Source organism: Pantoea sp. CCBC3-3-1, assembly GCF_007981265.1.
Lineage (GTDB): Bacteria > Pseudomonadota > Gammaproteobacteria > Enterobacterales > Enterobacteriaceae > Erwinia.
In genome coordinates this window covers 3,807,665-3,833,648 of record NZ_CP034363.1, presented here as the reverse complement: position 1 = coordinate 3,833,648, position 25,984 = coordinate 3,807,665, and the positions used below count along the sequence as shown (strand labels likewise).

General features: G+C 52.2%; 21 protein-coding genes, 1 tRNA gene, 3 rRNA genes and 1 other annotated feature. Of the genes, 17 read left to right on the top strand and 8 right to left on the bottom strand.

Annotated features, from left to right (window positions below; translation table 11 throughout):
* Positions 1-68 precede the first annotated feature (68 nt).
* From ffh to EHV07_RS17870, 6 genes are all read left to right on the top strand, one after another.
* Entirely contained in the window at positions 69-1,430 is a 1,362-nt protein-coding gene (gene ffh, locus EHV07_RS17895) for a signal recognition particle protein (RefSeq protein WP_147199494.1), read from the top strand.
* A gap of 136 nt (positions 1,431-1,566) precedes the next feature.
* Positions 1,567-1,815: a 30S ribosomal protein S16 gene (gene rpsP / locus EHV07_RS17890; protein ID WP_124234201.1), complete on the top strand. Its 249-nt coding sequence runs from the start codon at positions 1,567-1,569 to the stop codon at positions 1,813-1,815.
* A gap of 18 nt (positions 1,816-1,833) precedes the next feature.
* Positions 1,834-2,382 (top strand): ribosome maturation factor RimM, encoded by a 549-nt coding sequence (gene rimM, locus EHV07_RS17885; RefSeq protein ID WP_147199493.1) that lies wholly within the window; start codon positions 1,834-1,836, stop codon positions 2,380-2,382.
* A 35-nt stretch (positions 2,383-2,417) separates the two neighbouring features.
* Positions 2,418-3,188 (top strand): tRNA (guanosine(37)-N1)-methyltransferase TrmD, encoded by a 771-nt coding sequence (gene trmD / locus EHV07_RS17880; RefSeq protein WP_147199491.1) that lies wholly within the window; start codon positions 2,418-2,420, stop codon positions 3,186-3,188.
* Positions 3,189-3,234: 46 nt separating this feature from the next.
* Positions 3,235-3,597 carry a 50S ribosomal protein L19 gene (rplS, locus tag EHV07_RS17875; protein ID WP_024965502.1) on the top strand — a complete coding sequence of 121 codons (363 nt, stop codon included), beginning with the start codon at positions 3,235-3,237 and terminating at the stop codon, positions 3,595-3,597.
* Between the two features lie 242 nt (positions 3,598-3,839).
* Complete coding sequence (locus EHV07_RS17870; RefSeq protein WP_147199490.1) at positions 3,840-5,138, top strand: PAS domain-containing methyl-accepting chemotaxis protein; 1,299 nt, start codon at positions 3,840-3,842, stop codon at positions 5,136-5,138.
* Positions 5,139-5,232: 94 nt separating this feature from the next.
* Here the strand turns inward: EHV07_RS17870 and EHV07_RS17865 are convergent, their stop codons facing one another.
* Both EHV07_RS17865 and EHV07_RS17860 read right to left on the bottom strand, forming a co-directional pair.
* Positions 5,233-5,925 carry a CTP synthase gene (locus EHV07_RS17865; RefSeq protein ID WP_147199488.1) on the bottom strand — a complete coding sequence of 231 codons (693 nt, stop codon included), beginning with the start codon at positions 5,923-5,925 and terminating at the stop codon, positions 5,233-5,235.
* Positions 5,926-6,000: 75 nt separating this feature from the next.
* Positions 6,001-6,522 carry a GNAT family N-acetyltransferase gene (locus EHV07_RS17860; protein WP_147199486.1) on the bottom strand — a complete coding sequence of 174 codons (522 nt, stop codon included), beginning with the start codon at positions 6,520-6,522 and terminating at the stop codon, positions 6,001-6,003.
* Between the two features lie 140 nt (positions 6,523-6,662).
* Between EHV07_RS17860 and EHV07_RS17855 the strand changes: the two genes are divergently transcribed.
* The 4 genes from EHV07_RS17855 to tyrA all read left to right on the top strand — a co-directional run bounded on the left by EHV07_RS17855 (position 6,663) and on the right by tyrA (position 10,792).
* Complete coding sequence (locus tag EHV07_RS17855) at positions 6,663-7,196, top strand: TetR/AcrR family transcriptional regulator (protein WP_147199484.1); 534 nt, start codon at positions 6,663-6,665, stop codon at positions 7,194-7,196.
* Positions 7,193-8,332, top strand: a complete 1,140-nt coding sequence (locus EHV07_RS17850; RefSeq protein WP_147199482.1) for an MFS transporter — start codon at positions 7,193-7,195, stop codon at positions 8,330-8,332. The genes EHV07_RS17855 and EHV07_RS17850 overlap by 4 nt, the downstream gene beginning before the upstream one ends.
* A 256-nt stretch (positions 8,333-8,588) precedes the next feature.
* A complete protein-coding gene (locus EHV07_RS17845) occupies positions 8,589-9,668 on the top strand; it encodes a 3-deoxy-7-phosphoheptulonate synthase (protein WP_147199480.1) in 1,080 nt (359 codons plus the stop codon).
* A 2-nt stretch (positions 9,669-9,670) separates the two neighbouring features.
* Positions 9,671-10,792: a bifunctional chorismate mutase/prephenate dehydrogenase gene (gene tyrA, locus EHV07_RS17840; protein ID WP_147199479.1), complete on the top strand. Its 1,122-nt coding sequence runs from the start codon at positions 9,671-9,673 to the stop codon at positions 10,790-10,792.
* Positions 10,793-10,850: 58 nt separating this feature from the next.
* On the opposite strand, the gene EHV07_RS17835 is transcribed toward tyrA, so the two are convergent.
* The 6 genes from EHV07_RS17835 to bamD form a co-directional block, all read right to left on the bottom strand.
* Positions 10,851-11,567, bottom strand: coding sequence for a molybdate ABC transporter substrate-binding protein (locus EHV07_RS17835; RefSeq protein WP_254446268.1), 717 nt, complete (start codon positions 11,565-11,567; stop codon positions 10,851-10,853).
* Between the two features lie 22 nt (positions 11,568-11,589).
* Positions 11,590-12,642 carry an ABC transporter substrate-binding protein gene (locus EHV07_RS17830; RefSeq protein ID WP_147199476.1) on the bottom strand — a complete coding sequence of 351 codons (1,053 nt, stop codon included), beginning with the start codon at positions 12,640-12,642 and terminating at the stop codon, positions 11,590-11,592.
* A 150-nt stretch (positions 12,643-12,792) separates the two neighbouring features.
* A complete protein-coding gene (pheA, locus tag EHV07_RS17825) occupies positions 12,793-13,953 on the bottom strand; it encodes a bifunctional chorismate mutase/prephenate dehydratase (RefSeq protein WP_147199474.1) in 1,161 nt (386 codons plus the stop codon).
* A 23-nt stretch (positions 13,954-13,976) separates the two neighbouring features.
* Positions 13,977-14,101, bottom strand: a sequence feature (Phe leader region).
* The gene (gene pheL / locus EHV07_RS17820; RefSeq protein WP_125294913.1) at positions 14,053-14,100 is read right to left on the bottom strand and encodes a pheA operon leader peptide PheL; all 48 of its coding nucleotides are present in this window, start codon (positions 14,098-14,100) and stop codon (positions 14,053-14,055) included. (Overlaps the previous feature by 48 nt.)
* 96 nt (positions 14,102-14,197) lie before the next feature.
* A complete protein-coding gene (gene raiA / locus EHV07_RS17815; RefSeq protein ID WP_147199471.1) occupies positions 14,198-14,530 on the bottom strand; it encodes a ribosome-associated translation inhibitor RaiA in 333 nt (110 codons plus the stop codon).
* 265 nt (positions 14,531-14,795) lie between these two features.
* On the bottom strand, positions 14,796-15,527 hold the full coding sequence (gene bamD / locus EHV07_RS17810) for an outer membrane protein assembly factor BamD (RefSeq protein WP_147199469.1): 732 nt from the start codon (positions 15,525-15,527) through the stop codon (positions 14,796-14,798).
* Between the two features lie 130 nt (positions 15,528-15,657).
* Between bamD and rluD the strand changes: the two genes are divergently transcribed.
* From rluD to rrf, 7 genes are all read left to right on the top strand, one after another.
* Entirely contained in the window at positions 15,658-16,635 is a 978-nt protein-coding gene (gene rluD / locus EHV07_RS17805) for a 23S rRNA pseudouridine(1911/1915/1917) synthase RluD (protein ID WP_147199467.1), read from the top strand.
* Positions 16,635-17,363 carry a purine nucleoside phosphorylase YfiH gene (gene yfiH, locus EHV07_RS17800; RefSeq protein WP_147199465.1) on the top strand — a complete coding sequence of 243 codons (729 nt, stop codon included), beginning with the start codon at positions 16,635-16,637 and terminating at the stop codon, positions 17,361-17,363. The genes rluD and yfiH overlap by 1 nt, the downstream gene beginning before the upstream one ends.
* A gap of 125 nt (positions 17,364-17,488) precedes the next feature.
* The gene (gene clpB, locus EHV07_RS17795; RefSeq protein WP_147199463.1) at positions 17,489-20,062 is read left to right on the top strand and encodes an ATP-dependent chaperone ClpB; all 2,574 of its coding nucleotides are present in this window, start codon (positions 17,489-17,491) and stop codon (positions 20,060-20,062) included.
* Positions 20,063-20,542: 480 nt separating this feature from the next.
* Positions 20,543-22,085, top strand: a 16S ribosomal RNA gene (locus tag EHV07_RS17790).
* Between the two features lie 89 nt (positions 22,086-22,174).
* Positions 22,175-22,249, top strand: a tRNA-Glu gene (locus EHV07_RS17785).
* A 219-nt stretch (positions 22,250-22,468) separates the two neighbouring features.
* Positions 22,469-25,376: ribosomal RNA gene (locus tag EHV07_RS17780) — 23S ribosomal RNA — on the top strand.
* A 225-nt stretch (positions 25,377-25,601) separates the two neighbouring features.
* Positions 25,602-25,717: ribosomal RNA gene (gene rrf / locus EHV07_RS17775) — 5S ribosomal RNA — on the top strand.
* Together the 16S, 23S and 5S rRNA genes with 1 tRNA gene alongside form the textbook arrangement of a ribosomal RNA operon.
* Positions 25,718-25,984: the final 267 nt, after the last annotated feature.

Sequence of the window (25,984 nt, the reverse complement as noted above, 5' to 3'; positions counted from 1 at the left end):
GCGTCTTCATGTTATAATCCGCGCCATTGTGTCGCCTGGCGACCTCTCATTACGTTGAGCGAGAGACGATGTTTGATAATTTAACCGACAGATTGTCGCAGACCCTGCGCAATATCAGCGGCCGTGGACGGCTGACAGAAGACAACATTAAAGACACCCTGCGTGAAGTGCGCATGGCGCTGCTGGAAGCGGATGTTGCGCTGCCGGTAGTGCGTGACTTCATCGGCCGCGTTAAAGAACGCGCCGTAGGTCACGACGTCAACAAAAGCCTGACGCCGGGTCAGGAGTTTGTAAAAATCGTACAGAATGAGCTGGTTGCCGCCATGGGCGCGGAGAACAACACGCTTAATCTGGCCGCCCAGCCGCCAGCCGTCGTGCTGATGGCGGGTTTGCAAGGTGCGGGTAAAACTACCAGCGTCGGCAAACTGGGTAAGTTCCTGCGCGAAAAGCACAAGAAAAAAGTGCTGGTGGTTTCAGCTGACGTTTATCGCCCGGCGGCGATCAAACAGCTGGAAACACTGGCGGAACAGGTCGGCGTTGATTTCTGCCCGTCAGATCTGAGCCAGAAGCCGGTCGACATCGTTAAAAATGCGCTGCAGCAGGCTAAGCTGAAGTTCTATGATGTGCTGCTGGTGGATACCGCGGGCCGTCTGCACGTAGACGAAGCGATGATGGACGAGATCAAACAGGTTCACGCCGCGATTAATCCGGTTGAAACCCTGTTTGTTGTCGATGCGATGACCGGTCAGGATGCTGCTAATACGGCGAAAGCGTTTAACGAAGCGCTGCCGCTGACCGGTGTGGTTCTGACTAAGGTTGACGGTGATGCCCGTGGCGGCGCCGCGCTTTCTATCCGGCATATCACCGGCAAGCCAATCAAATTTATGGGTGTCGGTGAAAAAACTGACGCCCTTGAGCCGTTCTATCCGGATCGTATTGCTTCTCGTATTTTGGGAATGGGCGATGTCCTGTCGCTGATCGAAGATATCGAAAGCAAAGTTGACCGTGCGCAGGCAGAGAAGCTTGCCAGCAAGCTGAAAAAAGGCGACGGCTTCGATCTGAACGACTTCCTGGAGCAGCTGAAACAGATGCGTAACATGGGCGGTATGGCCAGCCTGATGGGCAAACTGCCGGGCATGGGACAGCTGCCGGACAACGTTAAGTCGCAGATGGACGATAAAGTGCTGGTGCGTATGGAAGCGATGATCAATTCCATGACGCGCAAAGAGCGCGAAAAGCCAGAGATCATTAAAGGATCGCGTAAGCGTCGTATCGCGACCGGTTCCGGCATGCAGGTGCAGGACGTTAACCGCTTACTCAAGCAGTTTGACGACATGCAGCGTATGATGAAGAAGATGAAAAAGGGCGGTATGGCGAAGATGATGCGCGGCATGAAAGGTATGATGCCGCCGGGCTTCCCGGGCCGCTAAGTCAGCCGGAAATGCGCTCAGGCGAATTAGATTGCTTTTTGCGCCAAAATGAGTAAAATTTTCGGGCTTTTTATATTGCACCCGGGCCCCGTTCCCTCAATGGGGCCCGGTTGTTTTATTCACTAAAGAGGATGTTATGGTAACAATTCGTTTGGCACGTCACGGCGCTAAAAAGCGTCCGTTTTATCAGGTAGTCGTAACCGATAGCCGCAATGCACGCAACGGTCGTTTCATCGAGCGCGTTGGTTTCTTCAACCCGATCGCATCTGGTCAGGCTGAAGCACTGCGTCTGGACCTGGACCGCATTGAGCACTGGGTTGGCCAGGGCGCAACTCTCTCTGATCGCGTTGGTGCGCTGATCAAAGAAGCTAAGAAAGCAGCTTAATCTGTCACGGTGGTCAACATGAGCAAGCAACTCACCGCCCAGCCTCCCGCTAACCCGATCGTTTTAGGGAAGATGGGATCGGCCTACGGTATCCGTGGTTGGCTCAAAGTGTTTTCCTCCACCGAAGATGCCGAAAGCATTTTTGACTATCAGCCCTGGTTTATCCAGCGAGCGGGTCAATGGCAGCTAATCGAGCTGGAAGGCTGGAAGCGCCACAATCAGGACATGATCATCAAAGTCAAAGGCATTGACGATCGTGATGCGGCAGGTCTGCTGACCAATTGCGAAATTGTCGTGGATTCTGAGCAACTGCCAGCGCTTGAAAGCGGTGACTATTACTGGAAAGACCTTATGGGTTGCCAGGTTGTCACCACGGAAGGCTATGAACTGGGCAAAGTCACTGAGATGATGGAAACCGGTTCGAACGACGTTCTCGTCGTGAAGGCAAACCTGAAGGATGCATTCGGTGCGAAGGAGCGGCTGATCCCGTTCCTTGATGGACAGGTTATCAAGAATGTCGATCTCACTACCGGCACCATTGAAGTAGATTGGGATCCTGGTTTTTGAGCTCCGGGAATAGCGGTAAAACACCGGCGCAGTCGATGTGGATAGGCATAATCAGCCTCTTCCCTGAGATGTTTAGCGCTGTTACCGATTACGGAGTAACCGGCCGGGCAGTAAAAAATGGCCTGCTCAGCATCCAGAGCTGGAGTCCTCGTGACTTCACTCATGACCGGCACCGTACCGTGGACGAACGTCCTTACGGCGGCGGGCCGGGGATGCTAATGATGGTTCAGCCCTTACGGGATGCCATCCACGCAGCAAAAGCGGCGGCAGGAGAAGGCGCTAAGGTGATTTATCTTTCACCTCAGGGGCGCAAACTCGATCAAGATGGGGTTTGCGAGCTGGCGACCAACGACAAGTTAATTCTGGTCTGTGGTCGTTATGAAGGGATTGATGAGCGCGTAATTAAAACCGAAATCGATGAAGAATGGTCGATCGGCGATTACGTTCTCAGTGGTGGGGAACTGCCAGCAATGACGCTGATTGACTCCGTCGCCCGGTTTATACCTGGCGTACTGGGCAAGCAGGCGTCAGCCGAGGAAGATTCGTTTTCCGATGGCCTGCTGGACTGCCCGCACTACACCCGACCTGAAGTGTTAGAAGGGATGGAGGTTCCGCCAGTTCTGCTGTCGGGCAACCATGCTGAAATTCGCCGCTGGCGCCTGAAACAGTCGCTGGGCCGTACCTGGCTGAGAAGACCTGAACTTCTGGAAAACCTGGCTCTGACTGAAGAGCAAGCAAAGTTGCTGAAAGAGTTCAAACGTGAATTCAACCAGCAACATAACGATGATGGGCAGACCGGGCGATAGCCGCGGGAGCCTGAATATCAGTTTACCCAGGATAAGAGATTTAATTATGAGCAACATTATCAAGCAAATCGAACAAGAGCAGATGAAACAGGACGTACCTTCATTCCGTCCGGGTGATTCCGTGGAAGTGAAAGTATGGGTCGTTGAAGGTTCTAAAAAACGTCTGCAGGCATTCGAGGGCGTGGTTATCGCTATTCGTAACCGCGGTCTGCACTCTGCATTCACTGTTCGTAAAATTTCTAACGGCGAAGGTGTTGAGCGTGTATTCCAGACTCACTCACCAGTTATCGACAGCATTGCTGTTAAACGCCGTGGTGCCGTACGTAAGGCCAAACTGTACTACCTGCGTGAGCGTACCGGTAAGTCTGCACGTATCAAAGAACGTCTGGGCGCTAAAGCAGCATCCTAAGTTAATAGTGAATAAAGGGCTGACCGAAAGGTCGGCCCTTTTTTTATGTCTTTTTCGCGGGCTTAGCGGTTCGCGCCCGCGATAAGCAAAACTCGTTTTTTCCCGCTTCTGACTTCGCTAATACATCCAGTTAAGAGCTGCGTAAAAGGTAGTACCGATTGAAGTAATAACATTTATAAATTAAATCAACTTAAAAGCGTGCCGATACTCACTACAATAATCATAAGAGTGGGCGCTCAGTTATGTTCAGTCATATTAAATCCTTTTTCGTTAAGCGTTATGCGGCGGACACGCTCCGCTCTTTACAACGCGCCGTGGCCTGTATCGAATTCAAGCCTGACGGCACTATTCTTTCAGCCAACCCCCTGTTTCTTAGTGCAATGGGTTACGGTCTGAAAGAAATTGTTGGGCAGCATCATCGGATCTTCTGCTCTCCTGAATGGCCTGCTTCGGCTGGATATGCGCATTTCTGGCGACGTTTGGGCAAAGGAGAAAGCTTCAGCGATAAATTTATGCGGCTGACGAAAAGCGGCACGCCGGTATGGCTGGAAGCGCACTACATTCCGGTAAAAAATCGGCAGGGTCGGGTAGTTAAAATTGTGAAGCTGGCTTCAGATATTACTTCGCATATTGAAGATGCGATGGAACAGCGTGCGATGACCACCGCAATGGAACGCTCCATGGCGGTAATCACCTTTACGCCGGAAGGTGAAATAATTAAAGCTAACGATAATTTCTTCAGCGTCATGGGCTATACGCCCGAAGAGATTACCGGACGTCATCACAGGATGTTCTGTTCTGAGGAAATACGTAACAGCACGGAATACAGGCAGTTTTGGGCGCGTCTGAAGCACGGCGATTTTATATCTGGTCAGTTTGAGCGCATTAATAAGCGTGGAGAAACGGTCTGGCTGCGGGCAACTTACAATCCGGTGTTTGATGAAAATAATCGGCCTTACAAGGTTGTGAAGTTTGCCAGTGACGTCACGGCCCAGGTAATCAAAAATCAGCAGGAGCGCGACGCGGCACAACATGCCTTGCACGCCGCAATTGATACTCAGGAAAATACACGTACCGGGGCAACGGTAATCGAGGGCAGCGTAACGGTAATGAATGCTATTGCCGCTGAGCTGCAAACCGTTACCGGAGAAATTACCAACCTGAATACGCAGTCTCTCCATATCAGTGAAAGAGTGGAAACAATTCGCAATATTGCCGATCAGACCAACCTGCTGGCGCTGAATGCTGCTGTAGAAGCGGCCCGAGCCGGTACGCATGGGCGCAGTTTTGCCGTCGTTGCTAGTGAAGTCAGAACGTTGGCCGCCAATATCAATCGCGCCACGCAGGAAATTGAAGGCGTGGTTCGGGACAACCATACGTTAGCGAACCAGGCATTAAAAAATATCGAAGCCAGTCGAAACAGGGCAGAACAAGGCGTCACCCTGGCGCAGAAAGCGGGGAAGGTGGTTGCCGACATCCAGCTGAATGCTTCTCAGGTGGTCGAAGCGATTGGCAACGTAAATGCTGCTTTAAAAGAGTAATACAAACCCAGGCGAGCTGAAGGTCCGTAAAACCCTGCCTGCGGCAGGGCGTTATTTTATAACGTGCCTGTATTCCTGGCGCTCTGCCAAAAGTTTAGCGGTATGCCGCTTTGATCAGCTCCACCACCAGCGGTGAAAGCGCATTGCGCAGGGCAGCCCGCTCTGACTGGAACAGCGTGGCGACAAAATATTTATGATCCGGTAACTCAACGCCGCGTACATCTCCTTCGCTATCCCAGGCGGTAATCTGAAGGGGGAATCCTTCCAGTTCGGCGACAAATTCCGGGTTTACGCCGAAGTTGCAGTGATAACCTTCATGTGTTTGCAGACAGCCATAGGCTTTGGCAATCACCGAATCAGGCGCGATAACGATATCACCGGTTTTTTCCACAAGAGAGCAGCTTAACGGCGCAATCACCACGCGCCCTTTAGTATCCGTTTCTGCATGAATGGCATCGTGCCAGCCCATTACGCTGCGGGCATATTCAATGACCGCATACTGAAAGCCGCCGCATGAACCCAGAAACGGGATATTGTTTTCACGTGCGTAAGTAATTGCCATATACGCACCATGATCGTTTTTATAAGGACTGCCGGGTACTACCCAGATGGCGTCAAAATTTTCAAATATGGCAGGGCTGGTCACGGTTTCGGTGGGGAGCCATTCTGCGGTCACTGGAATATCCAGTGAAGCAGCGGCCAGTTTGACAGCAGGCGGAATGGCCTGATGAGCAACAGCTTCAGGACGATAATCACCAACAAGGGCAATGCGGGCGGGCTTGTTCATTTCTATTTCCTGTTCAGATAAAAGAGGCTCAGAAGGGGTAATAATCAAACTGGCTCAGAGTGCTTATGCAGACTGTTAATGTGGCGACGGTCGGTGGAAATGATAGATCGCGGTATTCACCGGACCACTGTCTAATACAATCAGGCCATATTGTATGCCAATAAATTTGGCGCCACATTTTTCCGCAACACGGCGGCTGGCGGTATTTCCTTCCACGGCCAGGATTTCCACAATTTCCCTTTCCGGGCTTTGCCATGCCATGTCGACCAGATAACGAACGGCCTGGGAGGCTATACCCTGGCCCTGTTCGCTACTACGTACCCAATAGCCAATTGAGCAGTGATTGAGTTGACCGCTGGAGTAACGCAGGCCTGCACCTCCCAGTAAACGGCCATCTTCAGCAAACAGCCCAAGTTCGTTCGCTTCTCCTTTTTCGCGCAGCATGTGGGTGGCAGCGAACCATTTGCGCGCTTCTTCTTCACTAAACCCTTCATGCGCCCAGAGCAACCATGGCTGAAGCGTGTCCAGCGAGTCACGAACCGCGTCGGAAAACGCCTGTGCATCCGGGTCAGCGTAAGGGCGTAAAATGACTTTCATAGTGAACTCCATGATTTTTCGTTATTTATCTTAATCATAAATCTGACAGAAAAAATTAATGAGCGTGTTTATCGCCCTAAAAAGCATTTTTTGCCGCCGATATTTTTGCAAAAGTAAAACGATCGGTTTACTTTTTAAGGATGAATAAAAAAGATGACATCATCCAGGCCGCAGAGCGGCTGTTCTATATCAACGGGTTTCATGCGACCAGCACGGATCGCATCTGTAATGAAGCGGGCGTATCAACCCGAACGCTGTACCGTTATTTCCCCTCGCGGGAAGTGCTGACTGAAGCGGTGTTGGCCACGCGGCAAGAGCGCTTTTTTGCCGCACTGCTTCCTCCGGAACATTCCGAAGCCATCACCCGGCTGTTCGAGGTTCAGAGCGAATGGATGCAGGAGAATGGCCCGTTAGGATGTCTGTTCCTGAAAGCGTGGGGCGAATATGCTGAAGAAGATCGGCATCTGGCGGCGCTGGCGCTTGATTACCGTTACAGGCAGCGCGAATACATCTCCTCCTGTCTTCGACACTCTGCGGGTGAAGCGCTTTCCGATGCGGTGTGGATGCTGTTTGAAGGAGCCATTACCTCAGCGCTGATATTGGGTCCACAAGCGGCGATTTATGCAGGAGAGGCGGCGAAAAAACTTCTGGCAACCTGCGGTCAAAAACAGTGAATACTTCCCGGGCGCTGAGTATCACAGGTTTCTCGTTAATTGCCGTTACTTATGGAATGGCCAGATTTTCCTGGGGACTGATGTTGCCTGCGGTGATAAAGGAAATTCCTTTCAGTACCGGTACGGCGGGAGCGATCTCCGCCTGTAGTTTTGCTGCCTATTGTCTGGCAATTATCAGCACGCCGGTTTTGATAAAGCATTTTGGCTCGCGTGGGTTGGCGGCAGCGGCAGCTTTTTTAGCAGCTGCCGGTCTGCTAATACTGGCTTTTTCCTTCAGTCCCTTAATGCTTGCAGTAGGGCTGTCTGTTGCTGGGCTGAGCCCGGGCATGGCTTCTCCTTCTCTCGCGGTTGCCGTTAACCAGCTGATCGCCGCAAAGCGGCAGTCACAAATCAACACCTTCATTAACGCCGGCACCAGCGCCGGGATTATCCTCTCCGTACCCATTCTGCTTTTGCTCCCCGGCGGCTGGCGGGCCGCTTGCCTGGTATTCGGCACGCTTGCGCTGGTATGCCTGTTGCCGGTCCTGCGCTACCTGCCCGCTGACAAAGTAACAAGCCCGGTACAAACTAACAGCAGCAGGTGGCGAATGCCCGCCCCGGCAATGGTGCGGCTTATGGCTATTGCTTTTGCCAGTGGAATAATCAGCGCGGCCTGGTGGAGTTTTGGTCCGCAGATTTTACAACAGCACGCTGGCGTGGATGCGCAAACCATCAGCTGGCTGTGGATGATCGCGGGCGGAGCGGGGATTTCAGGCGTACTGACCGGGCCAGTGGCGAAGAGGATTGGCATGAATCTGGTTTACCGCGGCGCTTTATTACTTATGGTTCTGCCGCTTGTGGTTCTGGCGCTAAAAAATGAGCCGTCGGGATGGTTCTACCCTGCTGCCGCCATGTGCGGTGCTGGCTACATTATTCTTTCTGGCGTTTTGCTGGTGTGGGGCATTTCAGCTAACGAAAGCGATCCGGCTTCAGGTGTGGGGCAGGTTTTCTTAATGCTCGCTGTCGGTCAGGTGGCAGGATCGGTCCTGTTCGGTCAGCTTTATACGCACACCCATGCTGCCACCGCGTTACTTACGTTTGGTGCTCTCGGAATAGGGATGATGCCGTTTACACCAGCAGCGCCTCATAAGACATAACTTCTAAAATTTCCGTATAGAGAGTCGATTGCAAAACAACCTGTAAACTTAATGATACATGTTGATTGTGAGTGATATTTCACTCTATTTGTTTAATGTTTTGATTTTTATAATAAATATTTATTTTTTATGCTTGTTTAATCTCTGTGGTAATAAAGGTGTACATAGTGGATTGAGTTCTGTACCGGATCTGATACATTATTCATCACCTTGCGAGGGCTGACTTACGCATAACGAGAGAAACAGGATGACCACCATGCAAAAAGACGCGCTGAATAATGTTCATATTGCCGAAGAACAGATTTTGATTACTCCGGAAGAGCTGAAAAAACAGTTTCCGCTCAATGCTGCGCTTGAATCGCAAATCACCGCTTCACGTCAGACGATCTCTGACATTATCAGCGGCAAAGATCACCGCCTGCTGGTGGTTTGCGGTCCCTGTTCAATTCACGATACCGAAGCCGCTCTGGATTACGCCCGTCACCTGAAAACACTCTCTGAGCAGCTGAAGGATCAGCTCTACATCGTTATGCGCGTCTATTTTGAAAAACCTCGTACAACCGTTGGCTGGAAAGGGTTGATTAACGATCCGTACATGGATAACTCTTTCGATATGGAAGCCGGTCTGCATATTGCGCGTCGCCTGCTGCTGGAATTAGTTGAAATGGGCCTGCCGCTGGCAACAGAAGCGCTGGATCCGAACAGCCCGCAATACCTTGGCGATCTGTTCAGCTGGTCAGCGATCGGTGCGCGTACCACTGAATCACAGACTCACCGCGAGATGGCTTCAGGTTTATCGATGCCGGTCGGCTTTAAAAATGGCACCGACGGGAGTCTGGGTACGGCTATCAACGCCATGCGCGCCGCAGCGATGCCGCATCGTTTTGTCGGCATCAATCAGAGCGGCCAGGTTTGCCTGCTGCAAACGCAGGGCAATCCGGACGGACATGTGATCCTGCGCGGCGGAAAAAGCCCTAATTACGGCCCGGAAGATGTCGCCCAGTGCGAAAAAGAGATGTTACAGGCGGGACTCCGCCCATCACTGATGATAGATTGCAGTCATGGCAATTCTAACAAAGATTTCCGTCGTCAGTCCGGCGTGGCTGAATCTGCGGTTGCGCAGATCAAAGACGGCAACCGTTCTATTATGGGTCTGATGCTGGAAAGCCATTTACATGAGGGCAACCAGTCTTCTGAGCAGCCGAAAAGTGAAATGCGCTACGGCGTTTCCGTTACCGATGCCTGCATCAACTGGGAAACGACCGAAACGCTGCTGCGAGAAATTCATCAGAACCTGGACGGGGTGCTGACGGCGCGTCTGTCGCATGAGGACTAATTATGGTGGCTGAACTGACCGCGCTTCGCGATCAAATAGATGAAGTTGATAAAGCGCTGCTCGATCTGCTGGCCAAACGGCTAAGCCTCGTCGCTGAAGTTGGCGAGGTGAAAAGCCGGTACGGATTACCGATTTACGTGCCCGAGCGCGAAGCTTCTATGCTGGAGTCGCGGCGCAAAGAAGCTGAGCAGCTTGGTGTACCACCGGACTTGATTGAAGACATCCTGCGTCGCGTGATGCGCGAATCCTATACCAGCGAAAATGATAAAGGCTTCAAAACGCTGTGTCCGCAGCTGCGGCCAGTGGTGATTGTCGGTGGCCGGGGACAAATGGGTCGCCTGTTTGAAAAAATGCTGACGCTCTCTGGCTATCAGGTAAAAATTCTCGATAAAGAAGACTGGGCACAGGCTGACAGCATGCTGGCGGATGCCGGAATGGTGATTATCAGCGTCCCGATTCATCTGACGGAAAAAGTGATTGCCGGTCTGCCGCCGTTACCGGAAGACTGTATCCTGGTCGATTTAGCGTCAGTCAAAAACAGTCCGTTACAGGCTATGCTGGCCGCACACAACGGTCCGGTACTGGGTCTGCATCCCATGTTTGGGCCGGATAGCGGCAGCCTGGCGAAGCAGGTGGTGGTCTGGTGCGATGGCCGTCAGCCGGAAGCCTATCAGTGGTTCCTTGAACAGATTCAGGTCTGGGGCGCGCGGCTGCATCGTATCAGCGCGGTGGAACACGATCAGAACATGGCTTTCATCCAGGCGCTGCGCCACTTCGCGACGTTCGCATATGGTCTGCATCTGGCGGAAGAGAATGTTAACCTCGATCAGCTGCTGGCGCTTTCATCGCCGATCTATCGGCTTGAGCTGGCTATGGTTGGCCGGCTGTTTGCGCAGGATCCTCAGCTCTATGCGGATATCATTATGTCTTCGGAGAGCAATCTGGCGCTGATCAAACGTTATTATCAGCGTTTTGGCGAAGCGATCGGCCTGCTGGAGCAGGGTGACAAGCAGGCGTTTATTGACAGCTTCCGTAATGTTAAACGCTGGTTTGGCGATCACGCCCAGCAGTTCATGCTGGAAAGCCGTACGCTGCTGCGTCAGGCGAATGACAACCGCAAATAGTTCACAGGCCGGTGACGGCCTTTTTCCTCTTTTACCGAGCCGTAGTGCAGCAGGCGGTTTAACAACTGAAACCCGCCTGTTGTAAAATCCTTTTTGCCTGAGCGGTTAATAAAAAATCGGCCAGCGGCTGGGCTTCAGCCTGACAAATCGCCAGCGCGTAATCAGCCTGAACCTGAAAGGGCGAGGGGATATCCAGCACGGTAAGCGTTTTAAGATTTTTTAAGCGCGCTGCATAATTGCGATAGCCAATAAAGATATCGGCCCGATCGTTCTCCAGCAGCCAGCTCGCTGCCATTTCTCCCGCAGGTACAACAGGGCTTTTCGGTCCGCCAACCAGCTGTAAAGCCCGATCCTTTAGCGCGTTTCCCCTCCCAGCGTAGTGCTGCTCAATCAGATCGAAAAGTTGCCACGTATAATCACCAGAAGGGTCGCTTTGTGGCGTGGAGGTTGCAACGCGCAACGACGGATCGGTGAGCAAGGCCAGCCAGTCGGCAGAGGCAGAAATCAGCGCCGTTTTCACACTAAGGCATAGCTGATTATGCGTAAAAACAGCGACACTGAGCGCCTTGCCGGAAGTCAGCAGGGTATGCGGATGGGCTGCATTTGCCGAGGCAAAGAGATGGCAGGTTTCGCCCTGCTGAATACGCTGGCACAGAAGTCCGGCAGGGCCAAACTCAGTTTCAACATTAATTCGCTGATGTGCTTTGAAAGCAGCAATCAGTTCGGGCCAAACCAGGCGCAAACTTCCTGCCGCTAGGACACGTATACTGTTCAAAAGCTTTTCCCCCGGGGCACTTTTAGTTATTACCCACATATTGGGTGCGATAGAAACGTTGATACCAGCTGTCGGCTTTTTGCTGCATATCAATATCGTTGAACTTTTGCGGATAAAGCTTTTTCGCCATCCAGAGCTCGCCCAGCGCCATCGCTTCCGGCATAGGATAGCCCCAGGCTTTGGCATATTCAGGCATCAGATAAACTCGATGATTTTTTACCGCATCAACGGCTTGCCAGGCGGGCTGCTGCTTGATTTCATCGATAACTTGCGGATAACGATCCTGTACAAATATCACCTGCGGATCCCATGCCAGGATCTGTTCCATTGAAACCTGCTTGTAGCCTTTGACCGTGGCTGCCGCTACGTTCATCGCGCCCGCATGCGCCATCATCAAACCGGTATATTTACCCGATCCATAAGTCGTGAGATCGGGGTTAGCCATATAAACGCGAATACGCTGCGCCGGGGGGATTTCCGTCAACCGTTGGCGGGTTTGTTGACGCTGAGTGAACGTAGCGTCAATCAGCTTTTCAGCTTGCTGCTGGTGGTTTACCACTGTGCCAATCAGACGGATACCTTCTTTCAGACCTTCGTTATAGGCCTGCTCCTCATCAACCAGCTGAGGATTAAGGCGATTTTGCTGTTTTTCATCGCCAGCGCGTAGAGAAATCGCAATAACGGCAATGCCAAGCTTCTGTATCTGGTCAATCATCTCCTGAGGAGCATAATTGGTGACAAAGACCACCTGTGGATGTAGCGCTACCAGCTTTTCTAAATCGACATGAGTTAAATCGCCAAGCGTGGGCAAGCTGGAAAGCTGCGGGACCAGCCGCTGATAGCCATCGCCCAGCTGCTGTTTCCAGTTATCAAGGATACCAACCATGGTATTCGTTGCATCCAGCTGCACCAGGAGATTCAGCGTCTGATGTTGCAGTACGACGACCCGATCAACCCGATCGGGAAGAGTGACATGCCGTCCAAGCTGATCGGTAATCTGACGGTTTGCCAGCGCGGAAAAGGGCAGAAGTGTCAGGGCGCAAAGCAAGGAAACGGTACGGAAAGGAAAGAACATAAATTCACCTCAAAATCGCTGTATAAAGCATGATATAGCGATAGGGTGTTCGCGGTAAATGATCCTGATGGGGTAAGGCAGGAGTAGCTTGCAATAAAGAGTTTGCAGGGGAGGTGAGAATGAGCCGCCGTGACCGACGGCCGGGAAAATTTATTCTGGTACGACAGGAATAACGTTTTCACCTGGATAGCAGCCGAGTACTTTTAAGGAGCGAGCGATTGGAGCCAGTTCGCGCAGCGCCTGCTGGACCTCTTCCGAACGCAGGTTGCCCTGGAAATCAATGTAGAACATCTCTTCCCATGGATTACCGTTAATGGGGCGGGACTCGAGCTTACTCATCGGCAGGTTGTGCTTACGCAACACCAGCAACGCTTCGACCAAAGCCCCAGCCTGTTGGCCCGTTGCCATAATAAGCGTGGTTTTGGCCGGAACCTGAAGAGTGACGTCGACAGGTTTACGAGCAAGAACGATAAAACGGGTAATATTCTGCTGCTGGTTCGCCAGATTACGTTCCAGTACCTGCAAGCTATACAATTCGCCGCCGGCCTGGCTGCCCAGCGCCGCCACTTTTGGTGAGTTGAGCGCTGCCACCTGTTCCATCGCTGCGGCAGTGCTTTCAGTATATTCAATCTTCCAGTGAGGATAGCGATGAATAAACTGGCTGCACTGCTGGAAAGGCTGTGGATGACTGTAAACCGTTTCAATCTGCTGTAGATCGGTGCTGCCCGAGACCAGCACGCAGTGATCGATAGGAAGCGTTAATTCTCCGACAATGGACAGGCTGGTTTGTTGTAAAAGGTCGTAGACGTCATTAATTGATCCCGAACTGGTGTTTTCAATCGGCAGCACGGCATAGTCAGCCTGACCGGTTTCCACCTGAGCAAAGATATCGCGAAACTTCAGGCAGCCACACTCAATAAAATTATCAAAATGGCGCGCCGCATAATGACGTGATGCCAGATGTGAATAGGAACCTTTAGGGCCGAGGAAGGCGATTCGTGCTGACTGGGCGTTGGTATTATTGAGGTGTTTTTGCAGCAGCGCCTGTTGGGTGAGTACGGAGTCTTCAATAACGAGCTGGAACAGGCGAGTGATGTAGTGGGCATCCAGCTTGTGTTCTTTACCTAGCGTAACGAGGTGCTCCAGCAGGTCACGCTCGCGGTCGATGTCGCGAACAGGGCGATGGGTAGCCATTTTCGCCGTGGCAACTTCAACCGCCAGCGCCCGGCGTTTTGCCAGCAAGCTCAGCAGTTCTTCATCCAGCGCGCTGATTTTTCCGCGCAGTCCCAGCAAGGGGTTCTCAGAGTTCATAGGAATACCTGTCAGATATGCATAAAAAAAAAGCCTCCCGCTTGGGAGGCTTTGTTGTTCGTCTTCGCATTCTTTCTTACACGACGAAAAGCCTCCCAGTCAGGGGAAGGTAAAAAAGAATGCGAAGAAGAACGGTAGTTGTTTCATACGAGTGTCCACGTTTGTCAGAGGGTTAAAGTAACCGCTGCAAATTCTTTCTGTCAATAAAAAACGCGCCCTGAGGCGCGTTATCATCTTTTAAAGCTTATTCCTGATCGATGACGCTAAGGTCTTTCACACTGGCATTGGCGCGGCGCGCCTCGCCTTTGTGCTGAACTTTATTCAGCTGGCGCTCCAGCTTGTTGATCAGGTCGTTTATGGCCGTATACATATCAATGTGCTTCGCACTGGCCACCAAAGGGCCGTTGGGCGTATTGATGGTCGCATCGGCAACGAATTCCTTCGGCTCCTTTGAAAGAACGATATGGGGATTTATCAGATGAGTTTGCCATTTTTCGAGCTTGGCGAGACGGTCTTCGACATGTTGGCGGATAGCCGGAGTGATTTCCATGTGCTTGCTGGTAATGTTCAGAACCATAGTGCTTACCTCTAATCATTTCCGTCGAATGTAGATTCAGCATACCCTGGAAAAAGGGGGTATGTGTGATTTACATCACCTTATTTTGTCACTTTTTGTCAAGAATGAAAAATCTGTGAGATGGCGTTATTAACCGAAAGCGAAGCCTTGCCGAGGGGGAATTTCGCAGGCAGTATAGGTGGGTTAACTCAGGAAGGATTTAGTCCGAATGTTCATTCTGAGGAAAAAAATGGCAGCCACCGGCTGCCATTTTTCGTTTACATCATTACGCCTGATTCGCTGCGATGATTTTTGCTACTTTATCTGCTTCTGCATTCAGCTGCAGATGACGGTAAGCATTTTCCATCAGCGGCAGTGCCGTGCGGGTCGCCTGCGTATCCGGATAATCTTTCATCATTTGCTCGACCCGATTAACTACTGCGACATAAGCTTCGCGCTTAGTGTAGAATTGGGCAACGGATAACTCATACTTCGCCAGACGGTCTTTCAGATAGACCAGACGCTTTCTGGCATCGGTAGCATACTGACTGTTTGGATAACCGCGCAGCAGCTGTGAGAAATCATGGAAGGCATCGCGCGCATGTGAAGGATCGCGATCCGAACGGTCAATGCCGAAAAAGCCCTGCAGTGCGCTGTCATCAAGCGCCATGTCCGTCAGACCACGCATATAAATCACGTAATCAATATTCGGGTGGGTTGGATTCAGACGCATAAAGCGGTCAATCGCGGCCTGCGCCAGCGGCAAATCGGCATTTTTGTAGTAAGCGTAGATCAGGTCTAGCTGAACTTGCTGGGAGTAAGGCCCGAACGGATAGCGGTTATCAAGCGCTTCCAGTTGCGTTATTGCTCCTTTAAAGTTACCGTCCTGCAGTTTTTGCTGGGCTGTGGCATAGATCTCAGAAGGCGGGCTATCGGGCACCGTATCCTTCGAGCCGGAACAACCCGCTAATGCCAGGCTCAACGTGGCTGCAGCCACCAGATATTTCATACGCGTCATGACGATTTGATTATCCTCAGAGTGTTATTCAGGAAGCTGTCCATGTAGCTCCCGATAGTGACCAGGTACAATAGCACATTATATTAAACGGCATCGCCGTGAAAACCCAACGTTAACGAAGAAGCTGTTTATGGCACAACAAGTAAAACTCAACGCAACGGTATCCGAATCGCAACTCGGACAACGCTTAGATCAGGCTTTGGCCGAATTGTTCCCTGATTATTCAAGATCGCGCATAAAAGAGTGGATTCTCGACCGTCGCGCCAGCGTTAATGGCGTAATCATCGACAAACCTAAAGAAAAAGTGCTTGGCGGCGAACAAATCGCTATCGATGCAGAGATTGAAGAAGAAGCTCGCTGGGAAGCCCAGGACATCCCCCTAAACATCGTTTATGAAGATGACTACATTCTGGTGATCAACAAACCTCGCGATCTGGTCGTCCATCCGGGCGCGGGCAATCCTGATGGAACGGTGCTGAATGCACTGCTGCATCACTTCCCGGCCATTGCCGACGTTCCCCGGGCCGGTATTGTCCATCGTCTGGACAAAGATACCACCGGGCTGATGGTCGTGGCGAAAACGGTACCCGCTCAGACGCATCTGGTGGAATCCCTACAGCTCAGAGAAATTACCCGTGAGTACGAGGCGGTAGCGATCGGCAGAATGACGGCTGGTGGTACGGTTGATGAACCTATTAGTCGTCACTCCACCAAACGTACTCATATGGCGGTTCATCCGATGGGTAAACCGGCCACAACGCACTATCGCATCATGGAGCATTTCCGTGCTCACACGCGGATGCGCTTGCGCCTCGAAACGGGTCGTACTCACCAAATCCGTGTGCATATGTCGCATATCAACCATCCGCTGGTGGGCGATCCGCTGTACGGTGGTCGTCCACGCCCGCCTAAGGGTGCCTCCGATTCCTTTATCTCTGTGCTGCGTAAATTCGATCGTCAGGCCCTGCATGCCACCATGCTGCGTCTGTACCATCCGATTACCGGTATTGAAATGGAATGGCACGCGCCGCTGCCGCAGGATATGGTTGAACTGATCGCCGCGCTGAAAGCGGATACCGAAGAGTTCAAAGATCAGATGGACTGGTAATGAGCCTGCTTCTCCCTCAGTGGAATGCGCCCGCCAACGTGCGGGCATGCAGTACGACGCGTCTTAATGGCGTCAGCCACGCGCCCTGGGATTCCCTGAATCTCGGCGCGCACGTTGGCGATAAACCTGAGCATGTGCAACGTAACCGTGAGCGACTGGTTGAGCTGGCCGAAATGCCCGCTATGCCGGTCTGGCTTGAACAGGTACACGGCACGCGCGTTTTACATCTCACAGGGGAAAAGCCGCAATCTCTACAGGCCGACGCGGCTTATACCCGCAAGCCTGGCGTGGTTTGCGCGGCAATGACCGCTGACTGTTTGCCCGTTTTGTTCAGTTCGCTGGACGGTAAGGAAGTTGCTGCCGCTCACGCTGGCTGGCGAGGACTTTGCGCGGGTGTGCTTGAAGCGACGCTTGATGCTTTTATTTCTCCGCCGCAGGAGATTGTTGCATGGCTTGGTCCTGCCATTGGCCCTGAAGCTTTTGAGGTCGGCCCGGAAGTGCGCGCCGCTTTTTTAGCTCAGGATTTAACCACTTCCGCCGCTTTTCGTCCGGCTGGTGAAAAATATTATGCCGACATTTGGCAGCTTGCTCACCGCCGTCTGGCGGCCAGAGGAGTGCGCCACATCTCGGGTGGCGGCATTTGTACCGTTTCTCAACCTGAGCAATTTTTCTCTTTCCGGCGCGATGGCGTTACCGGCCGTATGGCAAGTTTGATCTGGCTGATATAACCTGTCGCCATAAGACGGTCCAGATTGATGTATTTTTCGCCAAAATATTCGGGTCATTAAACTTGAAAATTTGAGGGAAGACCTCATTTAATCTCCAGTAGCAATTTGACCTGAATGGGGGAATTATGCGTCTGGATCGTCTTACTAATAAATTCCAGCTTGCTCTGGCTGATGCCCAGTCTTTAGCGCTCGGGCGCGATAACCAATTTATAGAACCTCTTCATCTGATGAGCGCGCTGCTCAATCAGGAAGGCGGTTCCGTTCGTCCTTTACTTACTACCGCTGGCGTGGATGTCGCTGCGCTGCGCGCCGCCGTGGAACAGTCCATCAGTCGTTTGCCGCAGGTGGAAGGAACGGATGGCGATGTACAACCTTCAGCGGATCTTGTCCGCGTACTCAATCTCTGTGACAAACTGGCGCAAAAGCGCGCCGACAACTTTATCTCATCCGAATTGTTTGTTCTTGCCGCTCTCGACTCGCGTGGCTCACTGGCGGATTTATTAAAATCTGCTGGCGCAACCAGCGATAAGCTGACCAGAGCGATTGACCAGATGCGTGGAGGCGAAACCGTGAACGACCAAGGGGCTGAAGATCAGCGTCAGGCACTGAACAAATACACTATCGATCTGACCGAACGGGCAGAAAAAGGCAAACTCGACCCGGTGATAGGGCGTGACGAAGAAATTCGCCGCACTATTCAGGTTCTTCAGCGCCGTACGAAAAACAATCCGGTGCTTATCGGTGAACCCGGCGTCGGTAAAACCGCCATTGTAGAAGGTCTGGCGCAGCGAATCATTAACGGTGAAGTGCCAGAAGGGCTGAAAGGGCGCCGGGTGCTTGCACTGGATATGGGCGCACTGGTGGCGGGTGCAAAATATCGTGGCGAGTTCGAAGAGCGGCTGAAAGCCGTATTGAACGACCTGTCAAAGCAGGAAGGCAACGTCATCCTCTTTATCGATGAGCTCCATACCATGGTCGGCGCGGGTAAAGCGGACGGCGCGATGGATGCCGGAAACATGCTTAAACCCGCACTGGCTCGTGGTGAACTGCACTGTGTGGGTGCCACAACGCTGGATGAGTATCGTCAGTATATAGAGAAGGATGCCGCGCTTGAGCGTCGTTTCCAGAAAGTATTCGTCGCTGAACCCAGCGTCGAAGATACCATTGCTATCCTGCGCGGGTTAAAAGAACGCTACGAGCTGCATCACCATGTACAGATTACCGATCCAGCAATCGTGGCCGCAGCTACGCTGTCCCATCGTTACATTGCGGATCGCCAGCTGCCTGACAAAGCCATTGACCTGATTGATGAAGCGGCTTCCAGTATTCGTATGCAGATTGACTCTAAGCCGGAATCTTTAGATCGCCTTGAGCGTCGCATCATTCAGTTGAAGCTGGAACAGCAGGCGCTGAAAAAAGAGTCTGACGATGCCAGCATCAAACGCCTGGAAATGCTGGAAGATGAACTGAATCAGAAAGAGCGCGACTACTCTGAGCTGGAAGAGGAGTGGAAAGCGGAAAAAGCGTCGTTGTCCGGCACTCAGACAATTAAAGCGGAACTTGAGCAGGCTAAGCTTTCTCTTGAGCAAGCGCGACGCTCCGGCGATCTCGCGCAGATGTCAGAGTTACAATACGGCAAAATTCCTGAACTGGAGAAACAGCTGGCTTCAGCCACGCAGTCGGAAGGCAAAACCATGCGGCTGTTACGTAATCGCGTAACCGACGTTGAAATTGCAGATGTGCTGGCGCGTTGGACCGGTATCCCGGTCGATCGCATGATGGAAGGCGAGCGCGATAAGCTGTTGCGAATGGAACAGGAACTTCATCAGCGCGTTATTGGGCAGAATGAAGCCGTCGAGGCGGTGTCTAATGCTATACGGCGTAGCCGTGCGGGCCTCGCGGATCCTAACCGACCGATCGGTTCCTTCCTGTTCCTTGGCCCTACGGGGGTGGGTAAGACCGAACTTTGCAAAGCGCTGGCTAACTTTATGTTCGACAGCGATGACGCAATGGTCCGTCTTGATATGTCCGAGTTTATGGAGAAACACTCGGTATCGCGTTTGGTCGGCGCACCTCCTGGCTATGTAGGTTATGAAGAAGGGGGGTATCTGACCGAAGCGGTTCGTCGTCGTCCTTATTCTGTGATCCTGTTGGATGAAGTCGAGAAGGCACATCCGGACGTATTTAATATCCTTTTACAGGTTCTGGATGATGGTCGCCTGACGGATGGGCAGGGCAGAACGGTAGATTTCCGTAATACCGTCGTCATTATGACGTCTAACCTTGGATCCGATCTGATTCAGGAGCGTTTTGGCGAACTCAGCTACCCTGAAATGAAAGATGTGGTGATGACGGTTGTGGGGCACCATTTCCGTCCGGAGTTCATTAACCGTATTGACGAGCTGGTGGTCTTCCATCCGTTAGGCGAGAAACACATTGCTTCAATCGCCAAAATCCAGCTGCAGCGGTTGTACGATCGCCTGGCCGATCGTGGCTATCAGCTGCATATCTCTGATGAGGCATTGCAGCTGCTTGGCGAAAATGGTTATGACCCGGTTTACGGTGCAAGACCGCTGAAACGCGCTATTCAGCAGCAAATTGAGAACCCGCTGGCGCAACAGATACTTTCCGGAACTCTTGTTCCAGGAAAAATGATTGAAATGACCGTCCAGGATGGCGTCATTGTTGCTCAGCAATAACAGATGAAACGTATTTAAATGGGCCTTCGGGCCCATTTTTGTTTAAAAAGAGGGCGAAATGTGTGGTTTTTGGATGGTTGAGGTTGGTTTTTGAGCGGTTGAGAACTTTTTTGCAATTAGGGGTTGTCAGCCGGCGAGAACTCCCTATAATGCGCAACCACTGAGACGGCACAACGGCTTACAGCCCGCCGGTTCAGGAGGTTCAGGAAGCTGAATCGCCGGAGAAAAACTTCTCAAAAAGAAGTTGACTCTGAAGGAGGAAAGCGTAATATACGCCACCTCGCGACAGGAAGCTAAGGCACTGTTCGCAACGCTCTTTAACAATTTATCAGACAATCTGTGTGGGCACTCGCAGGATTGATATCAAGACACCTTCGGGTGTCAAAAAATATCAAGTCTTAAGAGTGAACACATAATGAAAATTCATTATGACGTTTTACACTTGAGCATCGCTGCACTTGTTGCAGCAAATCGAACTTTTAATTGAAGAGTTTGATCATGGCTCAGATTGAACGCTGGCGGCAGGCCTAACACATGCAAGTCGAACGGTAGCACAGAGGAGCTTGTTCCTTGGGTGACGAGTGGCGGACGGGTGAGTAATGTCTGGGGATCTGCCTGACAGAGGGGGATAACTACTGGAAACGGTAGCTAATACCGCATAACCTCGCAAGAGCAAAGAGGGGGACCTTCGGGCCTCTCGCTGTCAGATGAACCCAGATGGGATTAGCTAGTAGGTGGGGTAATGGCTCACCTAGGCGACGATCCCTAGCTGGTCTGAGAGGATGACCAGCCACACTGGAACTGAGACACGGTCCAGACTCCTACGGGAGGCAGCAGTGGGGAATATTGCACAATGGGCGCAAGCCTGATGCAGCCATGCCGCGTGTATGAAGAAGGCCTTCGGGTTGTAAAGTACTTTCAGCGGGGAGGAAGGTGTTGAGGTTAATAACCTCAGCAATTGACGTTACCCGCAGAAGAAGCACCGGCTAACTCCGTGCCAGCAGCCGCGGTAATACGGAGGGTGCAAGCGTTAATCGGAATTACTGGGCGTAAAGCGCACGCAGGCGGTCTGTCAAGTCAGATGTGAAATCCCCGGGCTTAACCTGGGAACTGCATTTGAAACTGGCAGGCTAGAGTCTTGTAGAGGGGGGTAGAATTCCAGGTGTAGCGGTGAAATGCGTAGAGATCTGGAGGAATACCGGTGGCGAAGGCGGCCCCCTGGACAAAGACTGACGCTCAGGTGCGAAAGCGTGGGGAGCAAACAGGATTAGATACCCTGGTAGTCCACGCCGTAAACGATGTCGACTTGGAGGTTGTTCCCTTGAGGAGTGGCTTCCGGAGCTAACGCGTTAAGTCGACCGCCTGGGGAGTACGGCCGCAAGGTTAAAACTCAAATGAATTGACGGGGGCCCGCACAAGCGGTGGAGCATGTGGTTTAATTCGATGCAACGCGAAGAACCTTACCTACTCTTGACATCCACGGAATTTGGCAGAGATGCCTTAGTGCCTTCGGGAACCGTGAGACAGGTGCTGCATGGCTGTCGTCAGCTCGTGTTGTGAAATGTTGGGTTAAGTCCCGCAACGAGCGCAACCCTTATCCTTTGTTGCCAGCACGTAATGGTGGGAACTCAAAGGAGACTGCCGGTGATAAACCGGAGGAAGGTGGGGATGACGTCAAGTCATCATGGCCCTTACGAGTAGGGCTACACACGTGCTACAATGGCGCATACAAAGAGAAGCGACCTCGCGAGAGCAAGCGGACCTCATAAAGTGCGTCGTAGTCCGGATCGGAGTCTGCAACTCGACTCCGTGAAGTCGGAATCGCTAGTAATCGTGGATCAGAATGCCACGGTGAATACGTTCCCGGGCCTTGTACACACCGCCCGTCACACCATGGGAGTGGGTTGCAAAAGAAGTAGGTAGCTTAACCTTCGGGAGGGCGCTTACCACTTTGTGATTCATGACTGGGGTGAAGTCGTAACAAGGTAACCGTAGGGGAACCTGCGGTTGGATCACCTCCTTACCTGAAGATACCTTCCCGCGCAGTGCTCACACAGATTGTCTGATAGAAACGTTAGAGCAAGACGGCTGCGAAGTCGTGACACTATCCGTGTCCCCTTCGTCTAGCGGTTAGGACTCCGCCCTTTCACGGCGGCAACAGGGGTTCGAATCCCCTAGGGGACGCCACTTGCTTGGTGACAGGTGAAAGGTGTCTCCACAAAGTATCTCAAAACTGGCTTACGAGCTACGTTTGAGATATTTGCTCTTTAACAATCCGGAACAAGCTGAAAATTGAAACGACACGTCGTGTTTAACCTCCGTAATAAGGGTAAACAAAACGATGTGTTCGAGTCTCTCAAATGCTTACAACAGCAATGTGTCTTTCGGGACGCTTGTGGGTTGTGAGGTTAAGTGACTAAGCGTACACGGTGGATGCCCTGGCAGTCAGAGGCGATGAAGGGCGTGCTAATCTGCGATAAGCGTCGGTAAGGTGATATGAACCGCAACAACCGACGATACCCGAATGGGGAAACCCGGTGCACTACGGTGCATCATCGCAACATGAATACATAGTGTTGCGAGGCGAACCTGGGGAACTGAAACATCTAAGTACCCAGAGGAAAAGAAATCAACCGAGATTCCCCCAGTAGCGGCGAGCGAACGGGGAACAGCCCAGAACCTGAATCAGTTTGTGCATTAGTGGAAGCGTCTGGAAAGTCGCAGGGTACAGGGTGATACTCCCGTACACAAAAATGCACTTACTGTGAGTTCGATGAGTAGGGCGGGACACGTGATATCCTGTCTGAATATGGGGGGACCATCCTCCAAGGCTAAATACTCCTGACTGACCGATAGTGAACCAGTACCGTGAGGGAAAGGCGAAAAGAACCCCGGCGAGGGGAGTGAAACAGAACCTGAAACCGTGTACGTACAAGCAGTGGGAGCCTTGATTTATCAGGGTGACTGCGTACCTTTTGTATAATGGGTCAGCGACTTATATTCTGTAGCAAGGTTAACCGTATAGGGGAGCCGCAGGGAAACCGAGTCTTAACTGGGCGTTAAGTTGCAGGGTATAGACCCGAAACCCGGTGATCTAGCCATGGGCAGGTTGAAGGTTGGGTAACACTAACTGGAGGACCGAACCGACTAATGTTGAAAAATTAGCGGATGACTTGTGGCTGGGGGTGAAAGGCCAATCAAACCGGGAGATAGCTGGTTCTCCCCGAAAGCTATTTAGGTAGCGCCTCGTGAACTCATCTTCGGGGGTAGAGCACTGTTTCGGCTAGGGGGCCATCCCGGCTTACCAACCCGATGCAAACTGCGAATACCGAAGAATGTTATCACGGGAGACACACGGCGGGTGCTAACGTCCGTCGTGAAGAGGGAAACAACCCAGACCGCCAGCTAAGGTCCCAAAGTCATGGTTAAGTGGGAAACGATGTGGGAAGGCACAGACAGCCAGGATGTTGGCTTAGAAGCAGCCATCATTTAAAGAAAGCGTAATAGCTCACTGGTCGAGTCGGCCTGCGCGGAAGATGTAACGGGGCTAAACCATGCACCGAAGCTGCGGCAGCGACACTATGTGTTGTTGGGTAGGGGAGCGTTCTGTAAGCCGTCGAAGGTGGACTGTGAGGTCTGCTGGAGGTATCAGAAGTGCGAATGCTGACATAAGTAACGATAAAGCGGGTGAAAAGCCCGCTCGCCGGAAGACCAAGGGTTCCTGTCCAACGTTAATCGGGGCAGGGTGAGTCGACCCCTAAGGCGAGGCCGAAAGGCGTAGTCGATGGGAAACAGGTTAATATTCCTGTACTCGGTGTTACTGCGAAGGGGGGACGGAGAAGGCTATGTTGGCCGGGCGACGGTTGTCCCGGTTTAAGCGTGTAGGCTTGAGTTCCAGGCAAATCCGGAACTCTTTAAGGCTGAGGCGTGATGACGAGGCACTACGGTGCTGAAGTAACAAATGCCCTGCTTCCAGGAAAAGCCTCTAAGCATCAGGTAACACAGAATCGTACCCCAAACCGACACAGGTGGTCAGGTAGAGAATACCAAGGCGCTTGAGAGAACTCGGGTGAAGGAACTAGGCAAAATGGTGCCGTAACTTCGGGAGAAGGCACGCTGTCGGTAGGTGAAACCCCTCGCGGGTGGAGCTGAAGGCAGTCGAAGATACCAGCTGGCTGCAACTGTTTATTAAAAACACAGCACTGTGCAAACACGAAAGTGGACGTATACGGTGTGACGCCTGCCCGGTGCCGGAAGGTTAATTGATGGGGTTATCCGTAAGGAGAAGCTCTTGATCGAAGCCCCGGTAAACGGCGGCCGTAACTATAACGGTCCTAAGGTAGCGAAATTCCTTGTCGGGTAAGTTCCGACCTGCACGAATGGCGTAATGATGGCCAGGCTGTCTCCACCCGAGACTCAGTGAAATTGAACTCGCTGTGAAGATGCAGTGTACCCGCGGCAAGACGGAAAGACCCCGTGAACCTTTACTACAGCTTGACACTGAACATTGAGCCTTGATGTGTAGGATAGGTGGGAGGCTTTGAAGCGTGGACGCCAGTCTGCGTGGAGCCAACCTTGAAATACCACCCTTTAACGTTTGATGTTCTAACCTGGCGCCATAATCTGGCGTGGGGACAGTGTCTGGTGGGTAGTTTGACTGGGGCGGTCTCCTCCCAAAGAGTAACGGAGGAGCACGAAGGTCAGCTAATCACGGTCGGACATCGTGAGGTTAGTGCAATGGCATAAGCTGGCTTGACTGCGAGAGTGACGGCTCGAGCAGGTGCGAAAGCAGGTCATAGTGATCCGGTGGTTCTGAATGGAAGGGCCATCGCTCAACGGATAAAAGGTACTCCGGGGATAACAGGCTGATACCGCCCAAGAGTTCATATCGACGGCGGTGTTTGGCACCTCGATGTCGGCTCATCACATCCTGGGGCTGAAGTAGGTCCCAAGGGTACGGCTGTTCGCCGTTTAAAGTGGTACGCGAGCTGGGTTTAGAACGTCGTGAGACAGTTCGGTCCCTATCTGCCGTGGGCGCTGGAGAATTGAGAGGGGTTGCTCCTAGTACGAGAGGACCGGAGTGAACGCACCACTGGTGTTCGGGTTGTCATGCCAATGGCACTGCCCGGTAGCTAAGTGCGGAAAAGATAAGCGCTGAAAGCATCTAAGCGCGAAACTTGCCTCGAGATGAGTTCTCCCTGTGGCTTTAAGCCACCTGAAGGGACGTTGAAGACTACGACGTTGATAGGCCGGGTGTGTAAGCGCAGCGATGCGTTGAGCTAACCGGTACTAATGACCCGTGAGGCTTAACCTTACAACGCCAGAAGCGTTCTGGTGAGCGTTGAGAGACGCAAAGATTTTCAGCTTGTTAACCGGATAAAGATTTATCTGTTCTGCGGACTCAGGTCCGTGGGATTTTGCTTTGTGGCAAGGCGGCAAGTGCCGTGAAGGAAGGAACATACTGAAGTATGTGACTGACTTTACAAGCGCGGCCAACGCGGCCACGGAGCGAAAGACACAGGACAGAGCACAGAATTTGCCTGGCGGCTTTAGCGCGGTGGTCCCACCTGACCCCATGCCGAACTCAGAAGTGAAACGCCGTAGCGCCGATGGTAGTGTGGGGTCTCCCCATGCGAGAGTAGGGAACTGCCAGGCGATCAAATCGCGATAACCCTGACCTCACGGTCAGGGTTTTTTGCGTTGGGGGCCAGAAAATCGGCTTATAAGTCACCGCGTTTGCCCGTTCAGTGAGCGGTTTCCGACCAGAAGCAGGTGGAAAGCCTCGCTTAACCAGTTAACAACGTTGAATTTCATCTACCGTAGTAGACCGAACCCTTACCGAAAGTGGCATTAATCAGTAGAAAAAGCGATCGTGCCCGGTAACCTGCTAATCTTTTTTGCAATAAATAAACATATCCTGAC